General features: G+C 58.6%; 25 protein-coding genes. 15 read left to right on the forward strand and 10 right to left on the reverse strand.

The genetic code is table 11. From position 1 onward, the window contains the following. The first annotated feature begins 55 nt into the window (after positions 1–55). Positions 56–1,393 carry a lytic polysaccharide monooxygenase gene (locus V2S86_RS08125; RefSeq protein ID WP_330761994.1) on the forward strand — a complete coding sequence of 446 codons (1,338 nt, stop codon included), beginning with the start codon at positions 56–58 and terminating at the stop codon, positions 1,391–1,393. A gap of 52 nt (positions 1,394–1,445) precedes the next feature. On the opposite strand, the gene V2S86_RS08130 is transcribed toward V2S86_RS08125, so the two are convergent. Beyond that, positions 1,446–2,618 carry an ROK family transcriptional regulator gene (locus tag V2S86_RS08130; protein ID WP_330761995.1) on the reverse strand — a complete coding sequence of 391 codons (1,173 nt, stop codon included), beginning with the start codon at positions 2,616–2,618 and terminating at the stop codon, positions 1,446–1,448. Between the two features lie 245 nt (positions 2,619–2,863). Between V2S86_RS08130 and V2S86_RS08135 the strand changes: the two genes are divergently transcribed. The 9 genes from V2S86_RS08135 to ydfG all read left to right on the forward strand — a co-directional run bounded on the left by V2S86_RS08135 (position 2,864) and on the right by ydfG (position 12,221). Continuing rightward, on the forward strand, positions 2,864–4,114 hold the full coding sequence (locus V2S86_RS08135) for an extracellular solute-binding protein (RefSeq protein WP_330761996.1): 1,251 nt from the start codon (positions 2,864–2,866) through the stop codon (positions 4,112–4,114). A gap of 9 nt (positions 4,115–4,123) precedes the next feature. Beyond that, entirely contained in the window at positions 4,124–5,032 is a 909-nt protein-coding gene (locus V2S86_RS08140; RefSeq protein WP_330761997.1) for a carbohydrate ABC transporter permease, read from the forward strand. Next, on the forward strand, positions 5,022–5,861 hold the full coding sequence (locus V2S86_RS08145) for a carbohydrate ABC transporter permease (RefSeq protein WP_330761998.1): 840 nt from the start codon (positions 5,022–5,024) through the stop codon (positions 5,859–5,861). Before V2S86_RS08140 ends, V2S86_RS08145 begins: the two co-directional genes overlap by 11 nt. Positions 5,862–5,882: 21 nt before the next feature. Next, entirely contained in the window at positions 5,883–6,836 is a 954-nt protein-coding gene (locus V2S86_RS08150) for a carbohydrate kinase family protein (protein ID WP_330761999.1), read from the forward strand. After that, positions 6,836–7,915, forward strand: coding sequence for an ABC transporter ATP-binding protein (locus tag V2S86_RS08155; protein ID WP_330762000.1), 1,080 nt, complete (start codon positions 6,836–6,838; stop codon positions 7,913–7,915). The genes V2S86_RS08150 and V2S86_RS08155 overlap by 1 nt, the downstream gene beginning before the upstream one ends. Positions 7,916–8,136: 221 nt before the next feature. After that, positions 8,137–9,591: an MFS transporter gene (locus tag V2S86_RS08160; RefSeq protein ID WP_330762001.1), complete on the forward strand. Its 1,455-nt coding sequence runs from the start codon at positions 8,137–8,139 to the stop codon at positions 9,589–9,591. Between the two features lie 3 nt (positions 9,592–9,594). Continuing rightward, the gene (locus V2S86_RS08165) at positions 9,595–10,653 is read left to right on the forward strand and encodes an aldo/keto reductase (RefSeq protein WP_330762002.1); all 1,059 of its coding nucleotides are present in this window, start codon (positions 9,595–9,597) and stop codon (positions 10,651–10,653) included. 98 nt (positions 10,654–10,751) lie between these two features. Continuing rightward, positions 10,752–11,273 (forward strand): GNAT family N-acetyltransferase, encoded by a 522-nt coding sequence (locus V2S86_RS08170; protein WP_330762003.1) that lies wholly within the window; start codon positions 10,752–10,754, stop codon positions 11,271–11,273. A 198-nt stretch (positions 11,274–11,471) separates the two neighbouring features. Next, positions 11,472–12,221 carry a bifunctional NADP-dependent 3-hydroxy acid dehydrogenase/3-hydroxypropionate dehydrogenase YdfG gene (ydfG, locus tag V2S86_RS08175; RefSeq protein ID WP_065506258.1) on the forward strand — a complete coding sequence of 250 codons (750 nt, stop codon included), beginning with the start codon at positions 11,472–11,474 and terminating at the stop codon, positions 12,219–12,221. A 19-nt stretch (positions 12,222–12,240) separates the two neighbouring features. Here ydfG and V2S86_RS08180 read toward each other — a convergent pair whose 3' ends face one another. Further along, entirely contained in the window at positions 12,241–12,570 is a 330-nt protein-coding gene (locus V2S86_RS08180; protein WP_330762004.1) for a YnfA family protein, read from the reverse strand. A 149-nt stretch (positions 12,571–12,719) separates the two neighbouring features. Here V2S86_RS08180 and V2S86_RS08185 point away from each other — a divergent pair, with 149 nt between their 5' ends. Together V2S86_RS08185 and V2S86_RS08190 are read left to right on the forward strand one after the other, a co-directional pair. Then, positions 12,720–13,088 (forward strand): DUF1283 family protein, encoded by a 369-nt coding sequence (locus tag V2S86_RS08185; RefSeq protein ID WP_330762005.1) that lies wholly within the window; start codon positions 12,720–12,722, stop codon positions 13,086–13,088. Between the two features lie 88 nt (positions 13,089–13,176). Continuing rightward, positions 13,177–13,476 carry a DUF1161 domain-containing protein gene (locus tag V2S86_RS08190; protein WP_330762006.1) on the forward strand — a complete coding sequence of 100 codons (300 nt, stop codon included), beginning with the start codon at positions 13,177–13,179 and terminating at the stop codon, positions 13,474–13,476. Positions 13,477–13,513: 37 nt separating this feature from the next. On the opposite strand, the gene V2S86_RS08195 is transcribed toward V2S86_RS08190, so the two are convergent. Next, the gene (locus V2S86_RS08195; RefSeq protein ID WP_330762007.1) at positions 13,514–15,001 is read right to left on the reverse strand and encodes an MDR family MFS transporter; all 1,488 of its coding nucleotides are present in this window, start codon (positions 14,999–15,001) and stop codon (positions 13,514–13,516) included. A 273-nt stretch (positions 15,002–15,274) separates the two neighbouring features. Between V2S86_RS08195 and clcB the strand changes: the two genes are divergently transcribed. After that, positions 15,275–16,555 (forward strand): voltage-gated ClC-type chloride channel ClcB, encoded by a 1,281-nt coding sequence (clcB, locus tag V2S86_RS08200; RefSeq protein ID WP_330762008.1) that lies wholly within the window; start codon positions 15,275–15,277, stop codon positions 16,553–16,555. Here clcB and bioD read toward each other — a convergent pair. The 3 genes from bioD to V2S86_RS08215 all read right to left on the reverse strand — a co-directional run bounded on the left by bioD (position 16,552) and on the right by V2S86_RS08215 (position 19,635). Continuing rightward, positions 16,552–17,223 (reverse strand): dethiobiotin synthase, encoded by a 672-nt coding sequence (bioD, locus tag V2S86_RS08205; protein WP_330762009.1) that lies wholly within the window; start codon positions 17,221–17,223, stop codon positions 16,552–16,554. The two genes, clcB and bioD, sit on opposite strands and share 4 nt — an antisense overlap. Before the next feature lie 146 nt (positions 17,224–17,369). Then, positions 17,370–18,587 carry a sugar metabolism global transcriptional regulator Mlc gene (gene mlc / locus V2S86_RS08210; protein WP_330762010.1) on the reverse strand — a complete coding sequence of 406 codons (1,218 nt, stop codon included), beginning with the start codon at positions 18,585–18,587 and terminating at the stop codon, positions 17,370–17,372. Positions 18,588–18,744: 157 nt separating this feature from the next. Further along, complete coding sequence (locus V2S86_RS08215) at positions 18,745–19,635, reverse strand: LysR family transcriptional regulator (protein ID WP_330762011.1); 891 nt, start codon at positions 19,633–19,635, stop codon at positions 18,745–18,747. A gap of 149 nt (positions 19,636–19,784) precedes the next feature. On the opposite strand from V2S86_RS08215, the gene V2S86_RS08220 reads away from it, so the two are divergent. Next, positions 19,785–21,050, forward strand: coding sequence for an MFS transporter (locus V2S86_RS08220; protein WP_330763173.1), 1,266 nt, complete (start codon positions 19,785–19,787; stop codon positions 21,048–21,050). A 162-nt stretch (positions 21,051–21,212) separates the two neighbouring features. Then, complete coding sequence (gene tus / locus V2S86_RS08225) at positions 21,213–22,151, forward strand: DNA replication terminus site-binding protein (protein ID WP_330763174.1); 939 nt, start codon at positions 21,213–21,215, stop codon at positions 22,149–22,151. Here the strand turns inward: tus and V2S86_RS08230 are convergent. The 4 genes from V2S86_RS08230 to V2S86_RS08245 form a co-directional block, all read right to left on the reverse strand. Next, positions 22,141–22,509: a VOC family protein gene (locus tag V2S86_RS08230; RefSeq protein ID WP_330762012.1), complete on the reverse strand. Its 369-nt coding sequence runs from the start codon at positions 22,507–22,509 to the stop codon at positions 22,141–22,143. The genes tus and V2S86_RS08230 overlap by 11 nt on opposite strands. Before the next feature lie 93 nt (positions 22,510–22,602). Then, on the reverse strand, positions 22,603–23,292 hold the full coding sequence (locus tag V2S86_RS08235; protein WP_330762013.1) for a helix-turn-helix transcriptional regulator: 690 nt from the start codon (positions 23,290–23,292) through the stop codon (positions 22,603–22,605). A gap of 59 nt (positions 23,293–23,351) precedes the next feature. Next, the gene (fumC, locus tag V2S86_RS08240) at positions 23,352–24,749 is read right to left on the reverse strand and encodes a class II fumarate hydratase (RefSeq protein ID WP_330762014.1); all 1,398 of its coding nucleotides are present in this window, start codon (positions 24,747–24,749) and stop codon (positions 23,352–23,354) included. A gap of 312 nt (positions 24,750–25,061) precedes the next feature. Then, positions 25,062–25,193 carry a hypothetical protein gene (locus V2S86_RS08245; protein ID WP_330762015.1) on the reverse strand — a complete coding sequence of 44 codons (132 nt, stop codon included), beginning with the start codon at positions 25,191–25,193 and terminating at the stop codon, positions 25,062–25,064. Positions 25,194–25,388: the final 195 nt, after the last annotated feature.

Consider the following 25,388-nt stretch of genomic DNA (forward strand, 5'->3'; position numbering starts at 1 on the left):
CACGGCCTTTACCCGCAAAATTATTAATATCTCATTGAATAAATGGAGAAATAAAATGGCTAACGCACGACGTAATCAACCTCGTCACGGGCATGTGTTTTCCCCGGAATCTCGCGCTATCTTCGCCTACCAGGAAGGTAAGTTGACGGATACCGATCCGAGCTCCCTGGAGGCAGGGAAATTCTTCCCCGCCATCGCAGGCGGCTTGCATGACCCGATCGCGCCAACCGACGATATCAGCAATGTCCCGGCGGCAGATGGGCAAATTGCCAGCGGTGGCTGGCCTGGTGCGCTATTCCTCGACGAGCCCGGTACCCAATGGCGCAAACATGAGGTCAAAGCGGGCCAACCCCTTACGGTGTCCTGGGCATACCATGCACTTCACCTCACCCGTCGCTGGAACTATTTCATCACCAAGGCCGATTGGGACCCACAACGCAAACTCGCGCGTGACCAGTTCGAATCGACGCCCTTCTATAAAGCAGAGCTGTCCGCTCAGCCACACTGGGAGCATCAGGCAGCGTTAACGCCGCCTGAACCGACAATCCATCAGCTGACGCTGCCGGAGAGAAGTGGCTACCATGTGTTGCTCGCCGTCTGGGAAGTCGCCAATACCGGCAACGCGTTTTATCAGGTTATCGATCTCAACTTCACCGAGGCCGGCGGGAGCGAGCGTCCGACCCCTCCTGGCGGCTTGCATGCGACCAATGTGACCACAAATTCGCTTGAGCTAGCCTGGTCAGCCTCCACGGGTACGCATCCCATTACCCACTACTCCGTTTTTTGCAACGGCGACCTGTTGGTTAAGCTCGATGCGCCGACGCTCGGCTATACCCATAAAAACCTGGCTCCGGACACGGACTACACCTATTTCGTCGCCGCCACGGACAGTGAACATAATCAATCGCTGCCGGGGAATTCGATCGTTGCCCGCACGCTCGTTGAAGGGGGTGAGGACAATCCGCCTACCGCACCGGGTAATTTGCATTCGATGGGCGTCACCGCCGATACGGTACGTTTAATGTGGTCAGCATCGACAGGCGGCCATGCGCTTAAGCATTATTATGTGTATCGCAACGGCATCCAGGTGGGCACTACGTCGCCGACCCAGCATGAATATACGGATGTCGGGCTCAGCGCAAACACCGAATACCGCTATTTTGTCGCGGCTATCGACGTGCGGGATTACCTGTCCCTGCCCAGCAATGTGTTGATCCTGAAGACCAGCGGCGGGGGCAACATTCCGGAATGGGCGCTCAATACCCGGTATGAAGTGGATGACAAGGTTCACTATCAGGGCAAAACCTATCAATGTATCCAAGCCCACACCTCGAACGAAGGGTGGAACCCCGCTCAGACCGTCAATATTCTGTGGAAGGAAATCAGCGCATAACGAGGTCGTTTGAGTTCAGGCCAAAGGCTCCTTTCAGGAGCCTTTTTTACGGCTATTTCAATAACACTTCATAACGTGGGTTAAATTCGTCGAACAACGGCAGCGCCGCCGCCCCCAATGCTGCGGTATCCGCGCCGGTGGTACCCAACCGCACGCGCAGGCCATCGAGGTATTTGCTGCGCACCGAACGGTGCAAGGGCGCCAATCGTTTGATCAACCGTTCCACAATGCTTTCCGGCATCAGCCCGCCAATAATCACCGCTTCGGCATCGAACATGCACTCGATGATGTTGATCGCCTGGCGCAGCGCAGGCACCGCAGAATCCAGCCAGAGGTCGATCTGCGCCTGCGGCAATGCCAGCAGATCCTCCGGCATGGCGCGCATCGGATCCAGCCCGCAGCTTTCGTACGCCGCCTGCAAGGAGACGTAACGCTCGAGGCAACCCTGGTTGCCGCAATAACAGGCACGCCCGCCCGGTTGCACAATCATGTGGCCTATTTCACCGGCATTGTGCGCATGGCCGGTATAAATGCGCCCGTCAGTGAAGATCCCCGCCCCGAGGCCGGTGCCGAGATACAGATAAATAAACGAAGTGAGCTGCCTGGCCACGCCGTGCAAACGTTCGCCGATGGCGGCGACGGTAGCGTCGTTCTCCAGCGTCACCGGCAGGCCGCTTTGCCCGTTAAGTTCCGCCACTACATCGATATTTTCCCAACCGTTGAGGGTCGTCGGCCCGACCGAGGAGATCCCTTCCACGCCAAACGGCCCCGGCATCACCACGCCGATGCCCAGCATTTTTGCCCAGGTCAGATCCGGCTGTTGGCGCATTTCTTGCAGTACATCACAAATCAGTTTCAAGGTCGCAGCAGGTTGCGGCTTTTGCACCATAATCAGCCGATGGAAACGAACGCTCCCTGACAGATCAACGACGAGGATCAGAAGCGTCTGGTGATCCAGATGGATGCCGATGGAATACGCACTGTCTGGATTAAGGGTCAACGGCGTCGCCGGTTGGCCTCTCCCTCCGGCACGGCGTGGCAGGTGCGAAGAGAGAATGCCGGCCTGCTCCAGCTCTGTCGCGATGTTTGAAACGGTTTGCGGCGTCAGTGAGGTCAGCCGGGCTATTTCGGCACGGGTCAGTTCGCCGTGCAGACGGATCGCCTCTATCACTACGCGCCGGTTGTGTGCACGAGCATGTTCAAGGTTAGTGCCGGATGTCGTCATAACTGCCTATGCAGAAAGGGAAATCGGTGTTTGCAGTATGGTGCCCTCTATTAAAGCAATCAAATTGATTTAAATAACCGGGCCCTTTGGCTGCCTTACTTGCCATTTTGGACCTGGGCAGTGCTCACCACCGTCACGTACTGCGTGTACGTTCCGGTGTTTGCGCGCTGTCCGCGTCCAAACTGTCAGCGACGGCGACACCAAATGGCGCCGATTCAACGCTTTTTAACACCGGAGAACGCACAATGAAAAGCCCTACCCGCGCCGCCAAGGCCGCCTGTACCCTGTCTGCCCTGGCGTTTTGCATCTCAAGCGCCTTTGCCGCCCCTACGCAAATCAATGCGCTGTTTATGACCCAGGCGGCGTATAGCGAAAACGATATCCGCGCCATGACCGCCGATTTCACCCAACAGCACCCGGATATCACCGTTAATCTGGAGTTCGTCCCATACGAAGCGCTGCACGATAAAATCGTCGCGGCGCGCGGTGCGGGCAGCAACGGCTATGACGTGGTGCTGTTCGACGCCATCTGGCCGGCTGAATTCGTTAAGTTCGGCCTGTTGCAAGATGTCACCTCGCGCATCAGCGCCGACGACAGCGGCAAGATTTTCGACGGTGCCATGACCACCGTCACTTATAAAGACAAGCGTTGGGGAATGCCGTGGATCCTCGATACCAAATACCTGTATTACAACAAAGCCATGTTGGCCAAGGCCGGCATCAGCGCCCCGCCGAAAACCTGGCAGGAGCTGGCGCAGCAGGCGGAAATCCTGAAACAGAAAAACGTGGTCAAATATCCGCTGGTGTGGAGCTGGTCGCAGGCCGAAGCGCTGGTTTGCGACTACACCACGCTGGTGTCCGCCTTCAAGGGGCAGTTCTTCCAACAGGGGAAAATCAATTTCTCCACCCCTGGCTCGTTGCAGGCTGCCGGCTACATGAAAGACTCGCTGGACAAAGGGCTGACCAACCCGAACTCGCGTGAATATCTGGAAGAGGACGTGCGTAAAGCCTTCTCTAACGGCGATGCCGCCTTTGCGCTCAACTGGACCTATATGTACAACATGGCCAACGATCCGAAACAGAGCAAAGTGGCCGGCGATGTCGGTATCGTGCCGGCGCCGGGATCGGTCGAGGGGCAGGTTTCCGCCGTCAACGGCTCGATGGGCCTCGGCATCGCCAAGACCAGCGCTCACCCGGATCAGGCCTGGCAGTACATCAGCTACATGACCTCCCAGCCGGTGCAGGATAAGTACGCCAAACTGAGCCTGCCGATCTGGAAATCCTCCTACGACGACCCGGCGGTGCAGAAAGACCAGCAACCCCTGATCGCCGCCGCCAAGCAATCGCTGAACGTGATGTTGTCGCGCCCTGAAACCGCCGATTACTCGCGGCTTTCCAATGGGTTGCAGCAAGATTTGCAACAGATCCTGCAAGGCAAGGTGACGCCGCAAGCGGGCCTGGACGCGGCCACCAAAAGCGCTGCGCGGCTGCGTTAAGGGATGACGATGCTCACTTTGCCCCAACGTGAGCGGCGTCAGGCATGGGTGCTGCTGGCACCCATGCTGCTAATGATGCTGCTGTTAACCGCCTGGCCACTGGGCCGCACTCTGTGGCTGAGCTTTACCGACGCCGCATTGGTCGGTGACGGTGTAACGCCAGCCTGGGTCGGCGTCGATAACTTTCTGTATGCCCTGACCGACCCGGATTTCCAGGCTGCGCTATGGCGCACGCTGTATTTCACCGTGGTTTCGGTGGCGTTCGAAGGGGTGATTGGCGTGTTGGTTGCGCTGCTGCTTAACCAGCAATTCCACGGCCGCAACCTGCTGCGGGTGCTGGTGATTTTGCCTTGGGCGCTGCCCACCATCGTCAACGCGACAATGTGGCGGCTGAACTTCAACCCGGATTACGGCAGCATCAATGCGCTGCTGACCCAGCTTGGGGTCATCGACCATTACCGCAGTTGGCTGGGCGATCCCGCCTCGGCGCTGAACGCGGTGATGCTGGCCGATATCTGGAAAAACTATCCGCTGATTACCCTGCTGACGCTGGCGGCACTGCAATCCGTTCCGGAGGATCTGTACGAGGCCGCCCGGCTGGACGGTGCCTCAGCCTGGCGGCGATTCCGGGCCATCACCCTACCCGCCATTCTGGCACCGCTGGCGGTGGCGCTGGTGTTACGCACCATCGACGCTTTCAAGGTGTTCGACATCATTTACGTGATGACCCGCGGCGGGCCAATGGACAGCACCAAGACCCTCAGCTTCTTCGTTTATCAGGAATCGTTCAGCTATCTGCGTGCCGGCAGCGGCGCTGCCTATGCAGTGCTGATGACCCTGCTGTGCGGCCTGCTGATCGCACTCTACATGCTGATGTTGTTCCGCCAGCGCCGAAGGAGCCTCGCCGATGAAGCGTAAAATACGTCTGATACTGCGCTACGCTGCCGCGCTGCTGCTGGCGCTGTCGATCCTCGCGCCGATGCTGTGGCTGTTTTTGATGAGCGTCAGTTCCTCCGCCGATCTGACCCGCATACCGCTGGAATGGCTGCCGCGCCGCTGGGACTTTTCGCGCTACGGCAGTTTATTGTCGCTGCAGGCCGGCCAGCCTGGAGCGCTGTTCCTGCATGCGCTGTTCAACAGCCTGTTGGTGGCCTGCGGCGCCACGCTGTTTTCGCTGCTGCTGGCGATCCCGGCTGCGTTCAGCTTTTCACGCTATCCGGGTCGCGACGGCTGGTTGTTCGCCAGCCTGGCGATTTACATGGTGCCGCCGGTGGCCTTCGTACTGCCGCTGTACTTTATTTTGCAACAGCTGGCGCTGCTGAACACCCATATCGGCCTGGCGCTGGTCTACTGCTCGCTGATCCTGCCATTCCTCACCTGGATGCTGAAAAACCAGTTCGACGCCCTGCCGATCGATATCGAACAGGCGGCGCGGCTGGATGGGCTGCGTCAGTGGCAGGTGCTGCTGCGCATTACGCTGCCGCTGGCAAAACCCGCGTTGGGAGCCTCGGCGCTGTTCGGCTGGTTGCTGGCCTGGGACGAATTTTTCTACGCGCTGCTGTTTACCAGCAATATTCAGGCACAGACGCTGCCGGTGACCATCGCCGGCTTCACCGCCGGGCGCGCCACCGATGACGGATTGATCGCCGCCGTCGGCATTTTGGCCGCCATTCCGCCACTCTTTATTGCCATTTGGCTGCAAAAAACGCTGGTCAGCGGCTTAACCAGCGGCGGCAGCAAGGGCTGACTTAAAAGGGAAAGAATTGACATGATGAATACCAACACCAGACCCACCCTGTACGTGGTCGGTAATATCAACGTCGACGTGATTATGAGCACCCTGCATCAGTGGCCGCAGAAAGGCACCGAGGCCATGCTGGATCACAGCGAACTGCGCCCCGGCGGCTCGGCCGGCAACTGTGCGCTGGCTTTGGCGGCGCTGGAGACGCCTTATCGGCTGGTGGCCAATCAGGGCAACGACTATTTCAGCCCCTGGCTGGCGCAGTTGTTCCCGGAAAGCTCGCTGTATTGGCCGACCTACAGCTGCGAAACCTCGCTGACCTTCGGCGTGACGCACCCCGACAACGAGCGCACCTTTTTCAGCAATCAAGGGCACATCACCCGCCTGAGCCAGGACGACGTGCTGCACCAGATCCCGCTGTTCGCCGGTAGCGGCGACACCGTGCTGTTATGCGGCACCTTCCTGTGCACCACCTTGCTGGCGGATTACCCGGCGCTGCTGCAAACCCTGCGCCAGCGCGGCTACCGCATCGCGGTGGACACCGGCTGGCCGCCGCAGGGCTGGAGCGACGCGCTGCGCGGGCAGATCGCCGACTGGTTGCCGTTCTGCGATATTCTGCTGCTGAATGAAGTGGAAACCTGCGGCATGGCGGGCCACGAAGATCTGTACACCGCCGCCCGCACCCTGAACCGCCAACAACCGGTCGATGCCGCCTGCGTGGTGAAATGCGGCCCGGACGGCGCACGCATGTGGTGCGGCGAACGGCTGCTGCAGGCGGCGGCGCACCCGATCAAGGTGGTTGACACCATCGGCGCCGGCGACAGTTTCAATGCCGGGTTCCTGACCGCCTGCCTGCACGGCCATTCGGCCACGGTGGCGTTGCGCTGGGGCATTCGCGCCGCCAGCCACGCCATCAGCAGCTCGCCGCGCCAATATCTGGACTGGAATACCCTGAAAACCTGCGCCGGAGAGATGATCTGATGGCAAGCGTAGAACTGGTGAAAGTCGCCAAATATTATGGCAAGCAGCGGGTGCTTAACCCGCTGGATCTGATCATTCCCGACGGCAGTTTTACCGTGCTGGTCGGCCCCTCCGGCTGCGGCAAATCCACGCTGCTGCGCTTGCTGGCCGGGCTGGATACGCTATCCGATGGCGCTATTTTGCTGGATAAAAAGAAGATTAACGATCTGGACCCCGCCGATCGCGATATCGCCATGGTGTTCCAGAGCTATGCGCTCTATCCGCACCTGACGGTGGAGGAAAACATGGCGTTTCATATGCAGGTCATGAAAGTCGGCAAAAGCGAGCAGCAGAGCAAAGTGCAGCAGGCGGCGCGCATTCTGGCGATCGATCACCTGTTGCAGCGCTACCCGAAAGAGCTGTCCGGCGGCCAGCGCCAGCGGGTGGCGATGGGCCGTGCCATGGTGCGTAATCCGAAGGTCTTTCTGTTCGATGAGCCGTTGTCCAACCTCGATGCCCAGCTGCGTATGGAGCTGCGCGCCGAGATTAAATCGCTGCATCAGCAGTTCAAAACCACCACGGTGTACGTCACTCACGATCAGATTGAGGCGATGACGCTGGCCGATCAAATCGTGGTGATGAAAGACGGCAATATCGTGCAACAGGGCCGGCCGCTGGAGATCTACGACACGCCCGCCAACACCTTCGTGGCACGCTTTATCGGTTCGCCTCCGATGAACCTGATGGACGGCATCGTCACCCCGCGCGGCGATCGCCCCGGCGTAACCTGCGGTGAGCTGTGGCTGCCGCTGCCCGATAAATGGCGGCTGGCAATTCCGGGCAGTAAAGTGATCCTCGGGTTGCGCCCGCACGATTTCCTGCAAGTGGAGGTTAGCGAGCAGCCGCCCGCCCAGCTTCGGCTGATAGAGATCACCGGTGACGTCAGTCTTCTGCACCTGACCTGGGGCGGTTATCGGTTGCATGTGCAGTTCAACGGCAGAATCAACGCCGAAAGCGGCCAGCCGTTGTGGCTGGCGCCCAACATCGACGCGATCCACCTGTTCGACGCCGCCAGCGGCCAGCGATTGAGCGAAAGTTGAGTAGTGATGGCCGGTAATTTCCGCCTGAAAATACCGGCCGAAACAGGCTGTTCCCCCTCTGCGGGCGCAGAACGCTGCGCTCGCTAATCATCGTCCGCTTAACCTCTTTTTAACCTGTGTACGATGCGCTATGCTCGAAAACTCGTCCGGATTAACTTTTTTGAAACGGAGTTTCTTGTCATGCCTGCATTCTGTCTGTGCTCTGCCCGGCGCGCTTCGCCATGAGCGGGTTTTCACGTACCAGCGCGCTGCCGTTGTTGGTGGCCGGCGCTTTCTTTATGGAAAACCTCGATGGCACGGTGATTGTTACCGCGATGCCGCAGATGGCAGCCGCTTTTGGCGTGCGGGCGGTGGACATGAACATCGGTATTTCCGCCTATATTCTGACGCTGACGGTGTTTATTCCCGCCAGCGGCTGGGTCGCCAACCGCTTCGGCGCGCGCAATATCTTTGCCGCTGCGGTAGTGATTTTTACCCTGGCCTCGGTGCTGTGTGCCGCCAGCGTTAATCTGCCCACATTCACCGCCGCCCGCATTTTGCAGGGCTTTGGCGGCGCGCTGATGGTGCCGGTCGGCCGGTTGGTGGTGCTGCGCAATACCGCCAAACCGGACCTGATAAAAGCCATCGCCACCATTACCTGGCCGGGGCTGGTGGCGCCGATCCTCGGCCCGCCGGTCGGCGGTTTCATTACCACCTACGCGTCATGGCACTGGATTTTTCTTCTCAATGTCCCGCTGGGCATCGCCGCGCTGTGGCTGGCCTGGCGGCTGATCCCACAGGAAGCGCCGCAGAAAGGCGTACCCTTTGACGCCACCGGCTTCATGCTGACCGGCATCGCCTGCTTTGGCCTGATATTCGGTCTGGACCTGATCAACCACCCGCAGCTCTCCTGGCTGGTGCCGGTACTCTGTATCCTCAGCAGCCTGGCGCTGGGCGCGCTGGCGGTGCGCCACGCCAAACGCACCGCACATCCGTTGATCAATCTGTGGGCAATGCGGATAAAAAGTTACGCTGTCACTATCTGGGGCGGTGCCTTGTTCCGTATTGCCATTGGCGCCGTGCCCTTCTTGCTGCCGCTGCTGTTCCAGATCGGCTTTGGTCTCAACGCCTTCGACGCCGGGCTGCTGGTGCTGGCGGTGTTTGCCGGTAATTTGGCGATGAAGCCTTTTACCTCTGCCATACTCTACCGTTTCCGCTTTCGCACCACGCTGGTGGTGAATGGGCTGCTGAACGCCGCCACTATTTTTGCCTGCGCGTTGTTGACGCCGCAAACCCCGACCTGGCTGATTGTGGCGCTGCTGTTCGTCAGCGGGTTGACGCGTTCCATGCAGTTCACCGCGCTGAATACGCTGGCGTTTTCCGAAGTGCCGCAGCCGCAGATGAGCGGTGCCAATACCCTGTTCACCGTCTCGCAGCAAATGGGCAGCGGCCTGGGCATCGCCATCGGCGCGCTGGCGTTGCGGTTGGCGGAAATGCTGATACCGCCGTCGACCGATCGCCTGCCGCTGGTCGATTTCCAGTTGGCGTTTGGGGTTATCGGCGTCATCGCCCTGCTGGCGGTGGTAGACAGCTTGACGTTGAATCCCGAGGCCGGCAGCGAAGTTCGCCGGAAAAAATCCCCGTCGTCGGCACCGACCGGCGCTGACGAATCCACGGCAACCAAGGCAAGGAGTTAAACGATGCAATACCGTCAGCTTGGCCATTCCGGCCTGAAAGTTTCGGCGCTGAGTCTCGGCACCATGACCTTTGGCGGCGCAGGCAAATTCGCCAAAACCGGCGATACCGGCGTTGACGAAGCCCGTAGCCAGATAGACCGCTGTATCGACGCCGGCATTAACCTGTTCGATACCGCCGACGTCTATTCCGCCGGCAAGGCGGAAGAGATCCTGGGCCTGGCGCTGGGCAAAAAACGCCAGCAGGTGCTGGTCGCCAGCAAGGCGCGGTTTCCCATGGGCGCCGGCCCGAACGACGCGGGGCTGTCTCGCCATCACTTGATCCGCGCCTGCGAGGCCAGTCTGCGGCGGCTGAATACCGACTATCTCGACTTGTATCAACTGCATGAATGGGACGGCGTGACGCCGGTTGAAGAAACCCTGCGCGCGCTGGAGCATTTGGTCAGCAGCGGCAAGGTGCGTTACGTCGGCGTGTCCAACTTTTCCGGCTGGCACCTGATGAAACACCTTGGCACCGCCGAACGCTTGGGCCTGGTGCGACCGGTCAGCCAACAGATTCATTACACGCTGCAGGCCCGCGAGGCAGAGTATGAACTGCTGCCGATCGCGGCGGATCAGGACGTCGGCGTTCTGGTGTGGAGCCCGCTGGCCGGCGGTTTGCTTTCCGGCAAATACCGCCGCAATCAACCTGCGCCGGAAGGCACCCGCCACCTGGCCAACTGGGGCGAGCCGCCGGTGCGCGACGAGGAACGGCTGTACGATATCGTCGACGTACTGGTGGATATCGCCCGGTCGCACGGCGTGTCTGCGGCTCAAGTTGCCCTTGCCTGGCTGCTGGCGCGGCCCACCATCACTTCGGTGGTGATCGGCGCGCGCAACGACAGTCAACTGCAGGACAACCTGCAAGCCGCCCATCTAACCCTGAGCGAAGAAGAGCTGCAGCGGCTGGAGGAAGTGAGCCGTCCGCCATTGATTTATCCTTATTGGCACCAGGCTGCCACCGCACCGGACCGCCTGTCGGACGCCGACCTGCTTCTGCTTGCTCCGCACCTGCAGCAAAAATAAGTCGCATCTGCCGTTAATCAACGTAGTATCGATGATCCGCCCCGTTTTGACGGGCGCGGATTTTTTGCCGTTTTGGCCTGAAAAGCGAGGTAATAATAATGATTCACAGTGACCTTTCTCAGTGCCGCCTTAATACCGACCGGTTGTTGATTGCTCCATTTACCGCAGCAGACGCCGACGAGGTTTACCAGGCGATTACCCCAACCTTGACGCGCTTTATGAATTTTGAACCTGAGGCGTCGCCGGAAGCCTTCGCCAACGTCTGGCAAGCCTGGTTACCGCTGATCCGTGAAGGCGAAGAAGTGATTTTTGTCGCCCGTCTGCACGACACCAAACAGTTTATCGGCATAGGCGGCGCGCACGATCTGCACAGCCAAACGCCGGAGCTGGGCATTTGGGTAAAAGAGACTCAGCACGGCAACGGCTATGGCCGAGAAATTGTCCACGCCATCGCGGCCTGGGCCAGCGAACGCTACCGGCCACAGCACTTTATCTACCCGGTGGCCGAGCAAAACGCCCCCAGCCGACGCATCGCTGAATCCCTCGGCGGCGTGGTCGCCGGCCGGCGCGAAAACACCAAATACGACTGCGTGGTCTACCAGGTTCCGCCACAGCTTTGACGGTTTTACCGGCCCGGCCCCTGACATCGTTTAGCGGCCAGGCCCCCTTCTCCTTTCGGTGCCCACTGACCGAAAACCGCCCGTTTACCGGCATCGATGGCTGTTTTTTACCGCACATGCAGATAACCACTGCCACTTGATGTGGGTTTATGCTAATCCTAATAGCATGTAGGGTATAAACACTTGAGGAACAGTCACATGATCATTTTTGTCACGGGCGCCACATCAGGTTTTGGCGAGGCTATCACGCGGCGTTTTATCCGCGAAGGCCACCAGGTCATTGCCACCGGTCGCCGCGTTGAACGTCTGGAAGAGTTGAAAGACGAATTGGGTGACGCGCTGCACATCGTCCGCCTGGACGTGCGCAACCGCGCCGCAATTCAGCAGGTGATCGACGAGCTGCCTGCTGCTCTGCGCCAGATCGACGTGCTGGTGAATAACGCCGGTCTGGCGTTGGGGTTGGAACCTGCGCACAGAGCCGACGCCGAAGATTGGGATACCATGATCGACACCAACACCAAAGGTCTGGTGAACATGACCCGCGCCCTGTTGCCGGCGATGGTTGAACGCAACATTGGCCATGTGATCAACATCGGCTCCGTCGCCGCCAACTGGCCGTATGCCGGTGGCAACGTTTACGGCGCGACCAAGGCTTTCGTCAAACAATTCAGCCTGGGTTTGCGGGCCGATCTGCACGGCACGCGTATCCGCGTCACCGACATTGAGCCCGGTCTGGTGGGCGGGACCGAGTTCTCCAACGTGCGCTTCAAAGGCGACGATGGCAAAGTTGACAAGATCTACGACGGTGCCAATGCGCTAACGCCGGAAGATATCGCCGAGTCGGTGTTCTGGGTTGCCACCCTGCCGGCCCACGTCAATATCAATACGCTGGAAATCATGCCGGTCAGCCAGTCCTTCGCCGGGTTGAATATCCACCGCGAGTCCTGACGCTTCCCGTGCCGCCGGGTTATCCGGCGGCACGCCAGCCTGAAACGATAATCAGCATCCCCGCCAGCGCCACACCGGCACCCAACCAATCCAGCGCCGACAGCCTAACCCCGTCCACCACCCGCAACCACAGCAGTGCCGTTGCCACATAAACGCCGCCGTAAGCCGCATAGACTCGCCCGCTGGCTGCCGGATGCAACGTCAACAGCCAGACAAACAGCATCAAACTGGCCGCTGCCGGCAGCAACAGCCAAACGCCGGCGTTTTTTTTCAGCCACAGGTAGGGCAAGAAACAGCCTATAATTTCCGCTAACGCGGTGGCGAAAAATAGCAGGGTAGTCTTTAACATGGGTAATGCTTTTCTCTCAGTAAAGTAAACGAAGCGGCGCTTGACTGGTGCAGCCTCAGGGCTCGGTGGTATATTTATCGCCACGCCTGCGGGCGCGATTAAGCCGGTGTTGCCTTCCTCCGGCAACACTAACTCATAAGGATGAAACGATGAAAACACTTTCTACACCACGACTGCTGCGCGGGATGCTGCCGGTCGCCATGTTGATGCTGATGGGTGCTTGGCAGGCGCCGGCGTTGGCTGCCACCTGTACCCAGGGCAGCACCTGCGTGACCGTCGATGGCAGCACCAGCGGTGCCATGAGTACCGAAGCCGCTCGCCAGAGCAAAGAACAGTTTAACGACACCAAATCTCTGCGCCATAAGGTCAATACCCGCGTCGAGAAAGAGTTCGACAAGGTAGACAAGGCCATCGACAGCGAAGACCGCTGCGACGATAGCCTGAACGTTAATGCCTACTGGGAACCGAACACCCGCAAGTGTCTGGATCGCCAGACCGGTCGTCAGATTAATCCTTAATCTCGCCGCAGCCGGCGGCGAGCGTTAACCTTGGCCGCCATTGCTGCTATTGTGACAACGGAAGCTCAAATCAAATAAGGACGAATTGATGAAAAAAACGCTTATCCTGGGTGCACTGCTGCTGAGCGCAGCCCCCCTGGCAGCCCTGGCCTCATGCGAAAGCGTGAAGGCGGACATTTCACAGAAAATTGTCAAAAACGGCGTACCGGAATCCGGCTTCAAGCTGGACATCGTGCCTAATGATCAGGCTCAACAGGCTGGCGGATTGGTCGTCGGTCACTGCGAAAACGACACGCAGAAAATTGTCTATACCCGCCTGAGCAACGGTGATGACAACGGTGACGCGGCCCAGACCGGCACCAGTCAGGACACCAAAACCGCGCAATAACCGCAGTTCAGGGCGCAACCGCGCCCTGACCTTTTCTTTACGCCTGCTCCGCCTCTTCACCCTCACCCTGCGGCCGATGCCGTGCGGGGATCAACATCGCCGCCGCCAGCGCCAGCAACGAAATCAGTGCGGAAACCAAAAACACCCAATGTAACGAAGCGGCTACCTGCTGAATCATATCGGCCAGTTTTTCCGGCGTCATGGCGCCGCGCACCGCCGGCTCCATCAGTTGCTGCACCGGATCGGCCGTCTGCGGCAAACGATGCTGCAAATTCAGATTCAACGTAGCCCCCAGAATAGCGGTGCCGATGGCCGACCCCATCATCCGGGTGAATACCGTACAGGCGGTGGCTATGCCGCGAATGCTGTGATGCGCGGCGTTTTGCACCGAAACCAGAAACGTGGTGTTGCACAGCCCCATGCCGGCACCCACCATAAAGGCCGCCACCCGCCCCCACAGCAGACCGCCGTTCGGCTGCAGCAGCAGTAAGATCAATCCGCCTGCCAGCAGCAACAACGCCCCCAGCAACGCGGTGGTACGATAAGACGTCATCAGCATCAACCGCCCGCTCAGGGTGCTGGCCAGCGGCCAGCCAATCGACATCAGTGCCAGCGTGGTCCCCGCTTCCAGCGGCGTTCCACCCATCACGCCCTGAATAAAGGTCGGCAGAAAGGCGCTGATGCCCATCATCGCCGCACCGATCACCACCCCGCCAATATTGCCGGCCACAATCACCCGGCTTTGCCACAACGCCAGCGGGAACAACGGCTCGGGCGCGCGGCGTTCCTGGCGGATCAGCAACATCAACGAAACCGCCGCCAGCAACAACAGCGGCAACACCCACCACCCCAGATTTTCCGCCTGCAGCAACGACATGAGCAGCGCCGCGACAAACAGCGTCAGCCATGCCGTACCTGCCAGATCCAGCGCGTGTTTACGCACCTGTTTACTGGAGGGCAAATAGCGGCCGAGGAAAAACATCGCCAGCAGGCCGATCGGCAAATTGACCCAGAACACCAGCGCCCAGGGCAGATGCTGAACGATAAACGCCCCCAACAGCGGGCCAATGATTGCCGATACGCCCCACACGCTGGACAAATAGCCCATGACCTTCGGCCGCTCGGTAGCGCTGTAGATATCGCCGATAATGGTGGTCGCGATCGGCATAATCGCCCCGGCACCCAGCCCCTGCAACAGCCGAAAACCAATCAGCCAGTACATATTGGGCGAAAAACCGCACAAGACCGACCCCAGTAAAAACAGCGATGCGCCAAAGAAAAACACCCGCTTGCGGCCCAATAGATCCGCCAACCGGCCATAGATCGGAATGGTGATGGCCTGCGCCAGCAAATAGACCGCAAAGACCCAGCCCAGCAGCGAGAAACCGCCGAGATCGCCAATGATGGTCGGCATTGCCGTGGCGACAATGGTCGCCTCGATGGCTGACATAAACATTGCCAACATGCAGGCGATCAGAATCAGCGGGCGATGAGCGAGGGGTGCAGATGAGTCGTCAGTTGTCATAGCGTTTTTGGGCTCTGGATTTTTATTGTCATCACATTATACCCGCCGGGTTAAACGCTGCCGTAAGCTGTGTCTACTACCCTGTTTTCAATGGCGAAGAACGCATCATTTGAACACTTGGTGACAACGTCACCGTAGAGGGCGGAACTGCTCGTTTCGCCGTTGAAACCGCGATCCCAGCGGCGAATCTAAAAAGATTCTCTGGCCTTCGGCCGGAGCGCCAAGCACAATGCCCAGCTGAACCTTTCATTTTTCTCACGATTTTACCGCCTCATGAAACGATGGGTCCACCTGCATCACTATCGCGCCCTGTTGCGCCGCCTGTTTATCGCCATCTTTCTGGGTATTGCCGCCGCGTTGGTCGTTTGGCTGTTTCACCGCGCCATGCTCGGGCTGGAGTGGGTGTTGCTCGATCACGAAGATGGCAGCCTGGTGGCCGCCGCAGCCGCATTACCGGGCTGGCGCAGAGCCTTAACCCCGGCCCTGGGCGGCCTGGCGGCAGGGTTTTTGCTGTGGGTTTATCAGCGTTATCAGCATCAGCGGCAAATAGCGCCTACCGATTATATGGAAGCGATAGAAACCGGCGACGGGCGGCTCGATGCCAACGCCAGTTTGGTTAAATGCCTGGCTTCATTACTGGTGGTGTCCAGCGGCAGCGCTATCGGCCGCGAAGGCGCGATGATCCTGCTGGCGGCGCTGGTGGGATCGGTATTCGCCCAACGCTTTACCCACGAGAAAGAGTGGAAACTGTGGGTAGCCTGCGGCGCGGCCGCCGGTATGGCCAGCGCCTATCATGCGCCGCTGGCGGGCAGCCTGTTTATCGCCGAAATTCTGTTTGGCACCCTGATGCTGGCTTCGCTCGGCCCGGTAGTGATTGCCGCCGTCAGCGCGCTGCTGGTGACCAATTTGCTCAACGGCGGCCAGGCACCGCTGTATTTGGTGGAACCGCTGCCTGCACCCTGGCCGGTGCAATATCTGTTGATGGCGTTGCTCGGCGTGCTGGCCGGCATCTGCGGCCCGCTGTTCCTGTGGGCGATGTCGGCTTCCGGCCATGCGTTCCGTTCACTGCGCCTGACGCCGCCGCTGCAACTGGCGCTGGGCGGATTCATTGTTGGCTTGCTGTCGTTGCTGTTTCCTGAAGTGTGGGGTAATGGCTACAGCGTAGTGCAGTCTCTGCTCAGCGCACCGCCCGGCGTATTGCTGGTCGGCGCCATTTTGATCTGCAAGCTGCTGGCTGTGCTTGCCAGCAGTGGTTCCGGCGCACCCGGCGGCGTGTTCACCCCCACGCTGTTTGTCGGGGCTGCGCTGGGTTCGGTGGTTGGGCAATTGTGCGCCACCTGGCCCGAACTGGGTGCAGCCGTACCGCTGTTGATGACGTTGACCGGCATGGCGACCCTGTTGGCCGCCACCACTCACGCGCCCATCATGGCCGCGTTGATGGTATTTGAGATGACCGGCGAATACACCCTCTTGCCCGGTATTCTGCTGGCCTGCGTGATCGCCACCACCCTGTCGCGCGGCTTGCGTTCGGTGTCGGTCTATCACAACGCCTAGCGGTTCAGCAGCGGTGACATATCGAGGTAGTGCGCCAGTTCGCGCTGCTCGGCGCGCGGCAGATAAGGGATTTCCCCCAACAGCGGTGCAGGAATGCGTTGGCGCAAGGCTTCAATGGTTTCTGCGTAATGCGCCAGCCCCGGATTAATCCGGTTCGCCACCCATCCCAACAAAGGTAAACCGTCATTAATGATCGACTGTGCAGTCAACAAGGCGTGACTGACGCAGCCCAGTTTAATTCCCACCACCAACACCACCGGCAATTGCTCCTGGACCACCCATTCGGCATAAGGTCGCAGATCGTTCATCAGCACGCGCCAGCCACCGCTGCCCTCCACGACCACGGTATCGGCTCTGGCGGACAGACTCTGCAACCCGCTGCTCATCACGCCGTAATTGATATCCTCGGTGGCATGAGCGTGAAACACCTCATCCAGACAGGTGATGGGATTAATTTCCTCGTACGACAGCGGCAGGGTCGAAGATGCTTGTAAAACCAAAGCGTCTTTATTGCGAATGCCTTCGCTGGTTTCCTGACAACGCGCCGCGATCGGCTTATAGCCGGCGACCGAACGGCCCTGCGCGGCCAGTGCCTGCAGCAAGGCGCGGGAAACCACGGTTTTACCGACGTCGGTATCCGTGCCTGTTACAAATAAACGCTTTAACATGTCTTAATTGCCCCGAAATGCTCCATTAATCCAAATATCGCCGCAGTAAGGCGAAGAAGACGAACGGGAAAATTCTAGGGGATGACGAGCGAACGGGGCTTGAGGTAGCTCAATCTTTTATCGCTAAACGATAAGTATTACTGATATTACCCTTGCAGCAGTTGTACCAGCAACGATCCGTTGTACAAAGCTTCCTTCACCAGGGCGGCACCGGGCATGGTGCCCTTGTTGAAGAACTGAGTGGATTCCACCTGCACATGGTCGCTGTAGGCCGGCAGCGATTGTTGACGAATGCAAGAGGCGATGGCCGGATGCAGAATTTCCGCCGCGCGGTTCAACGGTGAACCGACCAGGATTTTTTCAGGATTGAACAAGTTGACCATGATCGCCAGAATGCGCCCCACGCTGTGGCCCACGCCCAGAATGATATCTTTGGCCAGTTGATCGCCCGCCAGCGCCGCATCGCACAGGGATTCTGCCGTCAACGGCGCGCCGTGCAGGCTGGAGCTCATGGAGGTCGCGAGACGCTGTTGGGCGATCTCCAGAATGTTTTCAATGCTGGCGACGGTCTCCAGACAACCGTGGTTACCGCAGTAACAGCGTTTGCCGTATGGGTCGACCTGCGTATGACCAATTTCCACCACGCTGTGGCTGCCGCCGTGCAGTACTCGCCCGCCGGTGATCACGCCTGCACCGACGTTGTGGTCGATCACCACCTGAATCACGTTCTGGCTGCCGCGCGAAGCGCCGTACAGCGCTTCGGCCATGGTCCAGGCGCTGATATCGTGCTGCAGGTAAACCGGCAACCCGGTGCGGGTTTCCAGCGCGGGGCCCAGCGGCATGTCCACGACATCGTAAAACGGCATACGGTGCACCACACCGGAGGCCACATCAATCATGCCCGGCAGGGTAATGGCGATCGCCGTCAGACGCTCAAGTTTGCTTTGATGGCGGATAAAGAACTGATCGACTTCACCGAGAATGCGTTTGAGAAGAGGCTCAGGGTGTTCGGCGTCCAGCGGCAGAAGCTCTTCTACCACCAGTTTGCTGCTGATGTCGCGCAGCGCCAGCGTAATGGTGCCCCGGCTGATGCGGGCGGAAAGGTAATGCCAGGCTTCGGTGTCCAACACCAGCCCTACCGCCGGTCGCCCGCGGCTACCGACTTCCTGATATTCGTTTTCTTTAACCAGATGCGCTTCCAGCAGCTCGCGTACGATTTTGGTGATGCTGGCAGGGGCGAGTTGCGCGCGTTTAGACAGTTCGATACGCGAAATTGGGCCCAGTTCATCGATTAGCCGATAAACTGCTCCTGCATTTGTTTGTTTGATTTGATCGATATGCCCAGGCTGTCCAACAGCAATCACACACCTGCTCCTACTATTTTTCGCGCTTCTAAATAAAGACTAGAGGCTATGGTGGGGCTTTTGTAATACAGCGTCAACTATTTGATTCGTTATGTGATTTGCAGCACAAATTCACTCTGCTTTCGCCGCGGATTGCGTTTTATTTGTGCAGAACTCCTCACGGCAACAGCAGTGTCATCAACGATTTGGCCGCAGCGGTCAACGCTCTTTGGCGATGATGCACCAACCAGACTTCGGTCATCGCCTCCGGTTCCGCCAGTGGCAGGTATTTCACCCCATCGACTTTTACCCGGCCAAAAGACGCCGGCAAAATAGAGATGCCCAGCCCGGAAGACACCAGACCGATGATGGTCATCGCTTCGCCGACTTCCTGGGTGATATAAGGTGTGATCCCCGCTTTGGCCAACAGCGACAATATTTCGTCATACAGCGCCGTCCCTACCTCGCGCGAGAAAAACACAAACGGCTCCTCCGCCAGATGTTGGAAACGCAGCGTGCCGGGTGCAATATGGGTTAACGGATGCCCTTCCGGCACCACCGCGACCAATGGCTCGCATAGCAACAGTTGATGCTTCAGCACGTCCGGCAAGCGCGTATTGCGCATCACGCCCAGATCCAGTTCGCCGTTGAGCAGCGGTTCGATCTGTTGCTTGGTATTCACTTCGCGCATTTTTATATGCACGTGCGGGTGCTGCTGGCGGTAAGCCCGCAAACTGCGCGACACCACGCTGATAAAGGGTGCCGAAGAGGTGAAACCAATGGTCAACTCGCCCAGTTCACCACGCTCCAGTCGCGCGGCCTTCTCCGCCGCACGGCCGACCTGATCGAGTACCTGATAAGCCTCTTTCAGGAACATTTCCCCCGCCTGCGTCAGGCTGACATTGCGGTTGTTGCGCGCCAACAGACGCGCGCCGACCATTTCCTCCAGCGCCTGAATTTGCTGGCTGAGCGGCGGTTGCGAAATGCGCAAACGTTCCGCCGCCCGACCGAAATGCAATTCTTCCGCTACGGCGACAAAATAGCGCAGGTGTCTCAGTTCTATATTCATACTTTAAACATCTTAATTTTAATTATTAATATATTAGACAAAAAACTGGGCTCTCCCTATCATTTTGTTACCCCATGATGTACCTGTTTAAATCGCCCGAAGTTCGGTAAGGAAATATTGTGACCACCCCTGTGCGTTCTGCGGCAAACATGCCGTCGACGCTGGCCGCCAACGACGATGCGGCTGCTGCGCCAAAAGCCAAACGCTCCACCCTGAATAAACTCCCTTACATCGAACGCGGAACGCCGCAGTTTATGCGCGTTACCCTGGCGCTGTTTTCCGCCGGGTTGGCCACCTTCGCCCTGCTGTATTGCGTGCAGCCGATCCTGCCGGTTCTGTCGCAGGACTTTGGTATCTCGCCGGCGGAAAGCAGCCTGTCGCTTTCGGCCTCCACCGGCCTGCTGGCACTTGGCCTGATGTTTACCGGCCCGCTGTCCGATGCCATCGGCCGTAAATCGGTGATGGTGGTGGCGCTGTTGCTGGCGGCAATATGTACTCTTATTTGCGCCTTTATGACCAGTTGGCACGGTATCTTGCTGATGCGTGCGCTGATTGGGCTGTCGCTGAGCGGCGTGGCGGCCGTTGGCATGACTTATTTAAGCGAAGAGATCCACCCCAGTTTTGTCGCCTTTTCGATGGGGCTTTATATCAGCGGCAACTCCATCGGCGGCATGAGCGGCCGCCTGGTGACCGGGGTACTGACCGATTTCTTCTCCTGGCGCGTATCGCTGGCGGTGATTGGGGTATTCGCGCTGGCCGCCGCCTGCATGTTCTGGCGCATTTTGCCCGCTTCTACGCATTTCCGCGCCAGTTCGCTGCGCCCGCGTACCTTGCTGATTAACTTCAGGCTGCATTGGCACGATAAGGGCCTGCCGCTGTTGTTTGCCGAAGGCTTTCTGCTGATGGGCAGCTTTGTCACTATGTTCAACTACATTGGCTACCGCCTGTTGTCCGATCCTTATCACCTCAGCCAGGCAATTGTCGGCCTGTTGTCGGTGGTGTATCTGACCGGCTCTTACAGCTCGCCGAAGGCTGGCGCGATGACCACTCGTTTCGGTCGTGGCCCGGTTCTGCTGGCTTCAATCGTGATTATGCTGATCGGGATCCTGATTACCGCATTGGCGCCGGTAGCGATTATTTTTATCGGCATGATGCTGTTTACCGCAGGTTTCTTTGCCGCCCATTCGGTTGCCAGCAGTTGGATTGGCCGCCGCGCACGACGCGCCAAAGGTCAGGCGTCTTCTCTTTACTTATTCTGTTATTACGTCGGTTCCAGCGTGGCCGGTACGCTCGGCGGCGTGTTCTGGCACAGCTTCGGTTGGAGCGGCGTAGTGGCGTTTATCAGCGTGATGCTGCTGCTGGCTCTGCTGGTGGTGCATTATTTGAAGAAGCTGCCGGAAGCCGCGCGCGTCTGACCTCCTCTCCTTGCCGCCTGTTTTATACTCGCAGGCAGGCGGCAACCTTAATCCCCCTGCCAGGCTGGACCACTGGGAGCCTGGTGCTGTCACTGTGGCCGAGGTTGCCCTTTCGTTTGCTGTTCTCTTATTGTATGTTGTAACTAAAATGCGAGGTGAATGATGGATAAATACGGTCTAATCGGCAGGATGAATACGTGTTTCACCGAGTTGGAACAGGCTCTGGCCGCGCTCCACCAGCAGATCCTCCCGCTGCGGCTGCTGGCAGCGCGGGTGTTCAGCCTACCGGAAATCGAGAAAGGCAAAGAGCACGCGGCGGTGGAACGGATCGCCGTCGAGCAGCATGTCGGCCAGGCGGCGCGCGACCTCGCGCTGGAGCACTATCAACGGCTGTTTATCCATCACAATAAACACAACGTCAGCAGCAAGGCGGCGGTACGCCTGCCCGGCGTGATATGTCTGGCGGTGGAGTTGCCGCAATATCAGACGTTGCAGGCGCAAATCGCCCTGATTAATCGGCTGAAAGCCGAACTGGAACAAATTATCACCGTCGATTCGGGCCTGGCGCCGGAGCAGCGGTTCGATTTCGTCCACACTCATCTGCATGGCCTGATCACCCTCAGCGCCTATCGCGCCATCACCGCACTGAGCAACCCGGATTCGGTCCGCTTCGGTTGGGCCAACAAACACATTATCAAAAACGTGAAGCGCGACGATATTTTGGCGCAGCTGGAAAAAAGCCTGAAGGCCGGGCGCGCAGTGCCGCCGCATAACCGCGAGCAGTGGGCCGAATTAGTCAGCCGCGAGATCGATGACGTCAGCCGCCTGCCGCAACAGGCGGCGTTGAAAATCAAACGCCCGGTGAAGGTACAGCCGATCGCCCGGGTGTGGTATCAGGAGCAGCAAAAACAGGTGCAGCACCCCTGTCCGCTGCCGCTGATTGCCCTGTGCCAGGTGGAAAGCGGCGCACAGGTGCCGAAGATTGGCGAACTGCTCAATTACGACGCCGCGGCGGTCAAACACAAGTACAAACCGGATGCCAAACCGCTGCGGCTACTGGTTAAACGGCTGCATCTGTATACCGACGCGCCTACAGGCTGAGCGCGTAGCCCCGCAGGCGGTGGCCGTCCGGATCGGTGGCGACGAAGGCATAACCGAAATCGAGCGACACCGGTTGCTGGATAATGTCCACCCCCAGCTCACGCCACTGCTGACAAAGCGCGTCTACTTGCTGCGGTTGCTCGCACAGGAAACCAATCTCACCGCCGCCACCGGCAGCCGTCGCGACCGGTTCTACGGTATGTTTCGACCACACCGCCAGTTTGAAGCCGTTACTCAGTACAAACAGCGCGAAGGTAGGTGAAAACTCCACCGGCTCCCGCCCCAGTAACCGGCGATAGAAAACGACGCTTTTTTCCGGGTTATCGACGTAAAGCAGAGTCATGTTTGGGGTTGTCATCAGACTGTCCTTATGGCTGAAGGGAACCGGCGGCTCCCGATAGCGATAAATTAGCCCGCCCTGCTGACAGTTTTTGGCAGTAGTGACTATGGTTTACTGGGGAGTGATACCTTGGCTTTTATACCACTCTTTCATCAACACGCGGCGGCCACGCGGGTAACGCTGCGCCAGCGGCGTGGCCAAACGAATGCGATCAAGCCGGAAATGGCGAAACGCTTGACGTAACTCGCACCAGGCGGCCAGCATGCGCACCTGTTCAAAATAGCCGAGCGCAAATGGCCACAGAGTACGTTCGCTGACGCTGCCGTCGCGATCGCAGTAATCCACGGCGAGCTTGCGTTCCTGGCGAATGACATCACGGATCAACACCACCGTTTCGTCTGCCACCTGCACTGCGTCTATCGGGCCAATCAACAGTGTGTTGGCCTCCAGTTCATCGCGCAGCATCGCGGGCAAGACGTCGGCAATTTTCGCCAGCGCATTATTCGCCGCGCCGGCTAATTGGGTGTCTCCGCGCCGCGCCACCCAACGCATGCCCAGCACCAACGCTTCGATTTCCTGCGGCGAGAACATCAGCGGCGGCAGCATAAAACCAGGCCGCAATACATACCCCACCCCTGCTTCGCCGACGATCTCCGCCCCCTGCTGTTGCAACGTGGCGATATCGCGGTACAGCGTACGCATGCTGATGTTCATTTCCTGCGCCAGCGCATGGCCGGCGACCGGATAACGATGGCGCCGCAGGATCTGCATCAGATCCAGTAAACGCTCGGTGCGTGACATACTTTTTCTCCAAAAAAAGGGCTTACCGCAAGTAAGCCCTTAACCCCGCATTCAATCAATTACTTCTTCATGCTGCCGACCATCTCTTCCGGACGCACCCATTGGTCGAATTGATCTTCGGTCAGGTAACCCAGCTTCAGCGCCGCGGCTTTCAGCGTCAGCCCCTCTTTATGCGCTTTCTTGGCGATTTCCGCCGCTTTGTCATAGCCAATATGGGTATTCAACGCGGTCACCAGCATCAAAGATTCATTCAGCAACTGGGTAATGCGATCGCGGTTGGGTTCGATGCCCACGGCGCAGTGCTCATTAAAGCCCTGCATGCCATCGGCCAGCAACCGGATAGACTGCAGATAGTTGTGGATCACCATCGGACGGAACACGTTCAGCTCAAAGTTGCCGGAGGCGCCGCCGATATTCACCGCCACGTCATTGCCCATCACCTGCGCGCACAGCATGGTCATCGCCTCGCACTGGGTCGGGTTGACCTTGCCCGGCATGATGGAGCTGCCCGGTTCGTTTTCCGGAATGGAAATCTCGCCAATGCCGCAGCGCGGACCGGAGGACAACCAACGCACATCGTTGGCAATTTTCATTAATGAGGCCGCCAGCCCTTTCAGCGCGCCGTGGCCGTGCACCAGCGCATCGCAGGTTGCCAAAGCTTCAAATTTGTTGGGCGCGGTCACGAAAGGCTTCCGGGTCAAGTCGGCCAGCGCCCTGGCGACGCGCACCGCATATTCAGGATGGGTGTTCAACCCGGTCCCCACCGCCGTGCCGCCCAGCGCCAACTCGCAAATGTGCGGAATACTGGCTTCAATGTGCTGCAAATTATGTTGCAGCATCGCCGCCCAGCCGGAAATCTCCTGGCCGAGCGTCAGCGGCGTGGCGTCCTGGAGGTGGGTGCGGCCGATTTTGACGATATCGCGGAAGGCTTCCGCTTTGTCGCTCAGCGTTTTATGCAGCACTTTCAGTTCAGGGATCAGATGTTCGCGCACCGCTATCACCGCCGCCACGTGCATCGCGGTCGGGAACACGTCGTTGGAGCTCTGGCTCTTGTTAACGTCATCGTTTGGGTGTACCCGCCGCTCTTCGCCACGCACCCCGCCCAACAGCTCGCTGGCGCGATTGGCCAGTACTTCGTTCATGTTCATGTTGGTTTGGGTGCCGGAACCGGTTTGCCAGATCGACAGCGGGAACTCGTCCGGGTGTTTGTCTGCCAGCACCTCATCGGCAGCGTTGATAATGGCGTCGGCGCGTTCCGCAGGCAGCAGCCCCAGATCCCGGTTTACCCCGGCGGCGGCGCGTTTGGTCAGCGCCAGTGCATGAATCAATGCGGTCGGCATTTTTTCGGAAGAAATGCGAAAATGCGCCAGAGAACGCTGAGTTTGCGCGCCCCATAGCCGATCGGCCGGCACGTCGATGGGTCCCATGGAGTCTTTTTCAATTCGAACGGCTGCCATCACTGTCTCCTTAGTACAATTCCTAAAAATGTACGATTACGCCAACGCGCTCAGGCCCGTCGGCACGCCCCTTCAGTATAGTGACATAATAACTATTCGCATTAAGAGAGTTGCTTCACAGCATTTTTTCTCCATTGCCTTTTTCCGTGTAGGGCTATTATTTTCTCCCCCGTTCATCTCGTGGTCCGCCTGCCCTTCATTAATGCGCCAATACAATAAAAAACGCCATCAGACGTTTGGCGCGGCTATTTCCGTCACTCTGTTGTGCGTGAGTTTATGACGGTGCTGATTGTAGGCATTAATCCTTTCATCCTACAGAAGATTGATTTCATCATGAACCTTCTGCCGTTCAGTGTGGCGTTCCCTCCCACGCCAGCCGCCGCCGTGGCTGGCGCCGATGCCGCATTGCCCACAACCGGCATAATCAGCCATAATTTTTTTCATCGATGCCTCACCGTTTATATAGCGATACGCCAAGAGTTAATTTAATTGCATTCACTGTATGGCGAGTTTTTTTCGAATTAAACCTTTTATCTGGCTGCCAATAAAAAAACACCTAATGATGACGTGAATAGTCAAAAAAAGAATAACTCACGCCAGTATTCACACATTGAAATAGAGCCAGGTAGAATATCGTCG

Origin of the sequence: Serratia sp. C2(1) (assembly GCF_036352655.1) — a bacterium.
Classification (GTDB): Bacteria; Pseudomonadota; Gammaproteobacteria; order Enterobacterales; family Enterobacteriaceae; genus Serratia; species Serratia inhibens.

Excerpts from the sequence above, each read along its gene's own strand:
- V2S86_RS08125 (WP_330761994.1), top strand. The coding sequence starts at position 56 with ATGGCTAACGCACGACGTAATCAACCTCGTCACGGGCATGTGTTTTCC.
- V2S86_RS08130 (WP_330761995.1), bottom strand. The coding sequence starts at position 2,618 with ATGACGACATCCGGCACTAACCTTGAACATGCTCGTGCACACAACCGG.
- V2S86_RS08135 (WP_330761996.1), top strand. The coding sequence starts at position 2,864 with ATGAAAAGCCCTACCCGCGCCGCCAAGGCCGCCTGTACCCTGTCTGCC.
- V2S86_RS08140 (WP_330761997.1), top strand. The coding sequence starts at position 4,124 with ATGCTCACTTTGCCCCAACGTGAGCGGCGTCAGGCATGGGTGCTGCTG.
- V2S86_RS08145 (WP_330761998.1), top strand. The coding sequence starts at position 5,022 with ATGAAGCGTAAAATACGTCTGATACTGCGCTACGCTGCCGCGCTGCTG.
- V2S86_RS08150 (WP_330761999.1), top strand. The coding sequence starts at position 5,883 with ATGATGAATACCAACACCAGACCCACCCTGTACGTGGTCGGTAATATC.
- V2S86_RS08155 (WP_330762000.1), top strand. The coding sequence starts at position 6,836 with ATGGCAAGCGTAGAACTGGTGAAAGTCGCCAAATATTATGGCAAGCAG.
- V2S86_RS08160 (WP_330762001.1), top strand. The coding sequence starts at position 8,137 with ATGAGCGGGTTTTCACGTACCAGCGCGCTGCCGTTGTTGGTGGCCGGC.
- V2S86_RS08165 (WP_330762002.1), top strand. The coding sequence starts at position 9,595 with ATGCAATACCGTCAGCTTGGCCATTCCGGCCTGAAAGTTTCGGCGCTG.
- V2S86_RS08170 (WP_330762003.1), top strand. The coding sequence starts at position 10,752 with ATGATTCACAGTGACCTTTCTCAGTGCCGCCTTAATACCGACCGGTTG.
- ydfG (WP_065506258.1), top strand. The coding sequence starts at position 11,472 with ATGATCATTTTTGTCACGGGCGCCACATCAGGTTTTGGCGAGGCTATC.
- V2S86_RS08180 (WP_330762004.1), bottom strand. The coding sequence starts at position 12,570 with ATGTTAAAGACTACCCTGCTATTTTTCGCCACCGCGTTAGCGGAAATT.
- V2S86_RS08185 (WP_330762005.1), top strand. The coding sequence starts at position 12,720 with ATGAAAACACTTTCTACACCACGACTGCTGCGCGGGATGCTGCCGGTC.
- V2S86_RS08190 (WP_330762006.1), top strand. The coding sequence starts at position 13,177 with ATGAAAAAAACGCTTATCCTGGGTGCACTGCTGCTGAGCGCAGCCCCC.
- V2S86_RS08195 (WP_330762007.1), bottom strand. The coding sequence starts at position 15,001 with ATGACAACTGACGACTCATCTGCACCCCTCGCTCATCGCCCGCTGATT.
- clcB (WP_330762008.1), top strand. The coding sequence starts at position 15,275 with ATGAAACGATGGGTCCACCTGCATCACTATCGCGCCCTGTTGCGCCGC.
- bioD (WP_330762009.1), bottom strand. The coding sequence starts at position 17,223 with ATGTTAAAGCGTTTATTTGTAACAGGCACGGATACCGACGTCGGTAAA.
- V2S86_RS08215 (WP_330762011.1), bottom strand. The coding sequence starts at position 19,635 with ATGAATATAGAACTGAGACACCTGCGCTATTTTGTCGCCGTAGCGGAA.
- V2S86_RS08220 (WP_330763173.1), top strand. The coding sequence starts at position 19,785 with ATGCCGTCGACGCTGGCCGCCAACGACGATGCGGCTGCTGCGCCAAAA.
- tus (WP_330763174.1), top strand. The coding sequence starts at position 21,213 with ATGGATAAATACGGTCTAATCGGCAGGATGAATACGTGTTTCACCGAG.
- V2S86_RS08230 (WP_330762012.1), bottom strand. The coding sequence starts at position 22,509 with ATGACAACCCCAAACATGACTCTGCTTTACGTCGATAACCCGGAAAAA.
- V2S86_RS08235 (WP_330762013.1), bottom strand. The coding sequence starts at position 23,292 with ATGTCACGCACCGAGCGTTTACTGGATCTGATGCAGATCCTGCGGCGC.
- fumC (WP_330762014.1), bottom strand. The coding sequence starts at position 24,749 with ATGGCAGCCGTTCGAATTGAAAAAGACTCCATGGGACCCATCGACGTG.
- V2S86_RS08245 (WP_330762015.1), bottom strand. The coding sequence starts at position 25,193 with ATGAAAAAAATTATGGCTGATTATGCCGGTTGTGGGCAATGCGGCATC.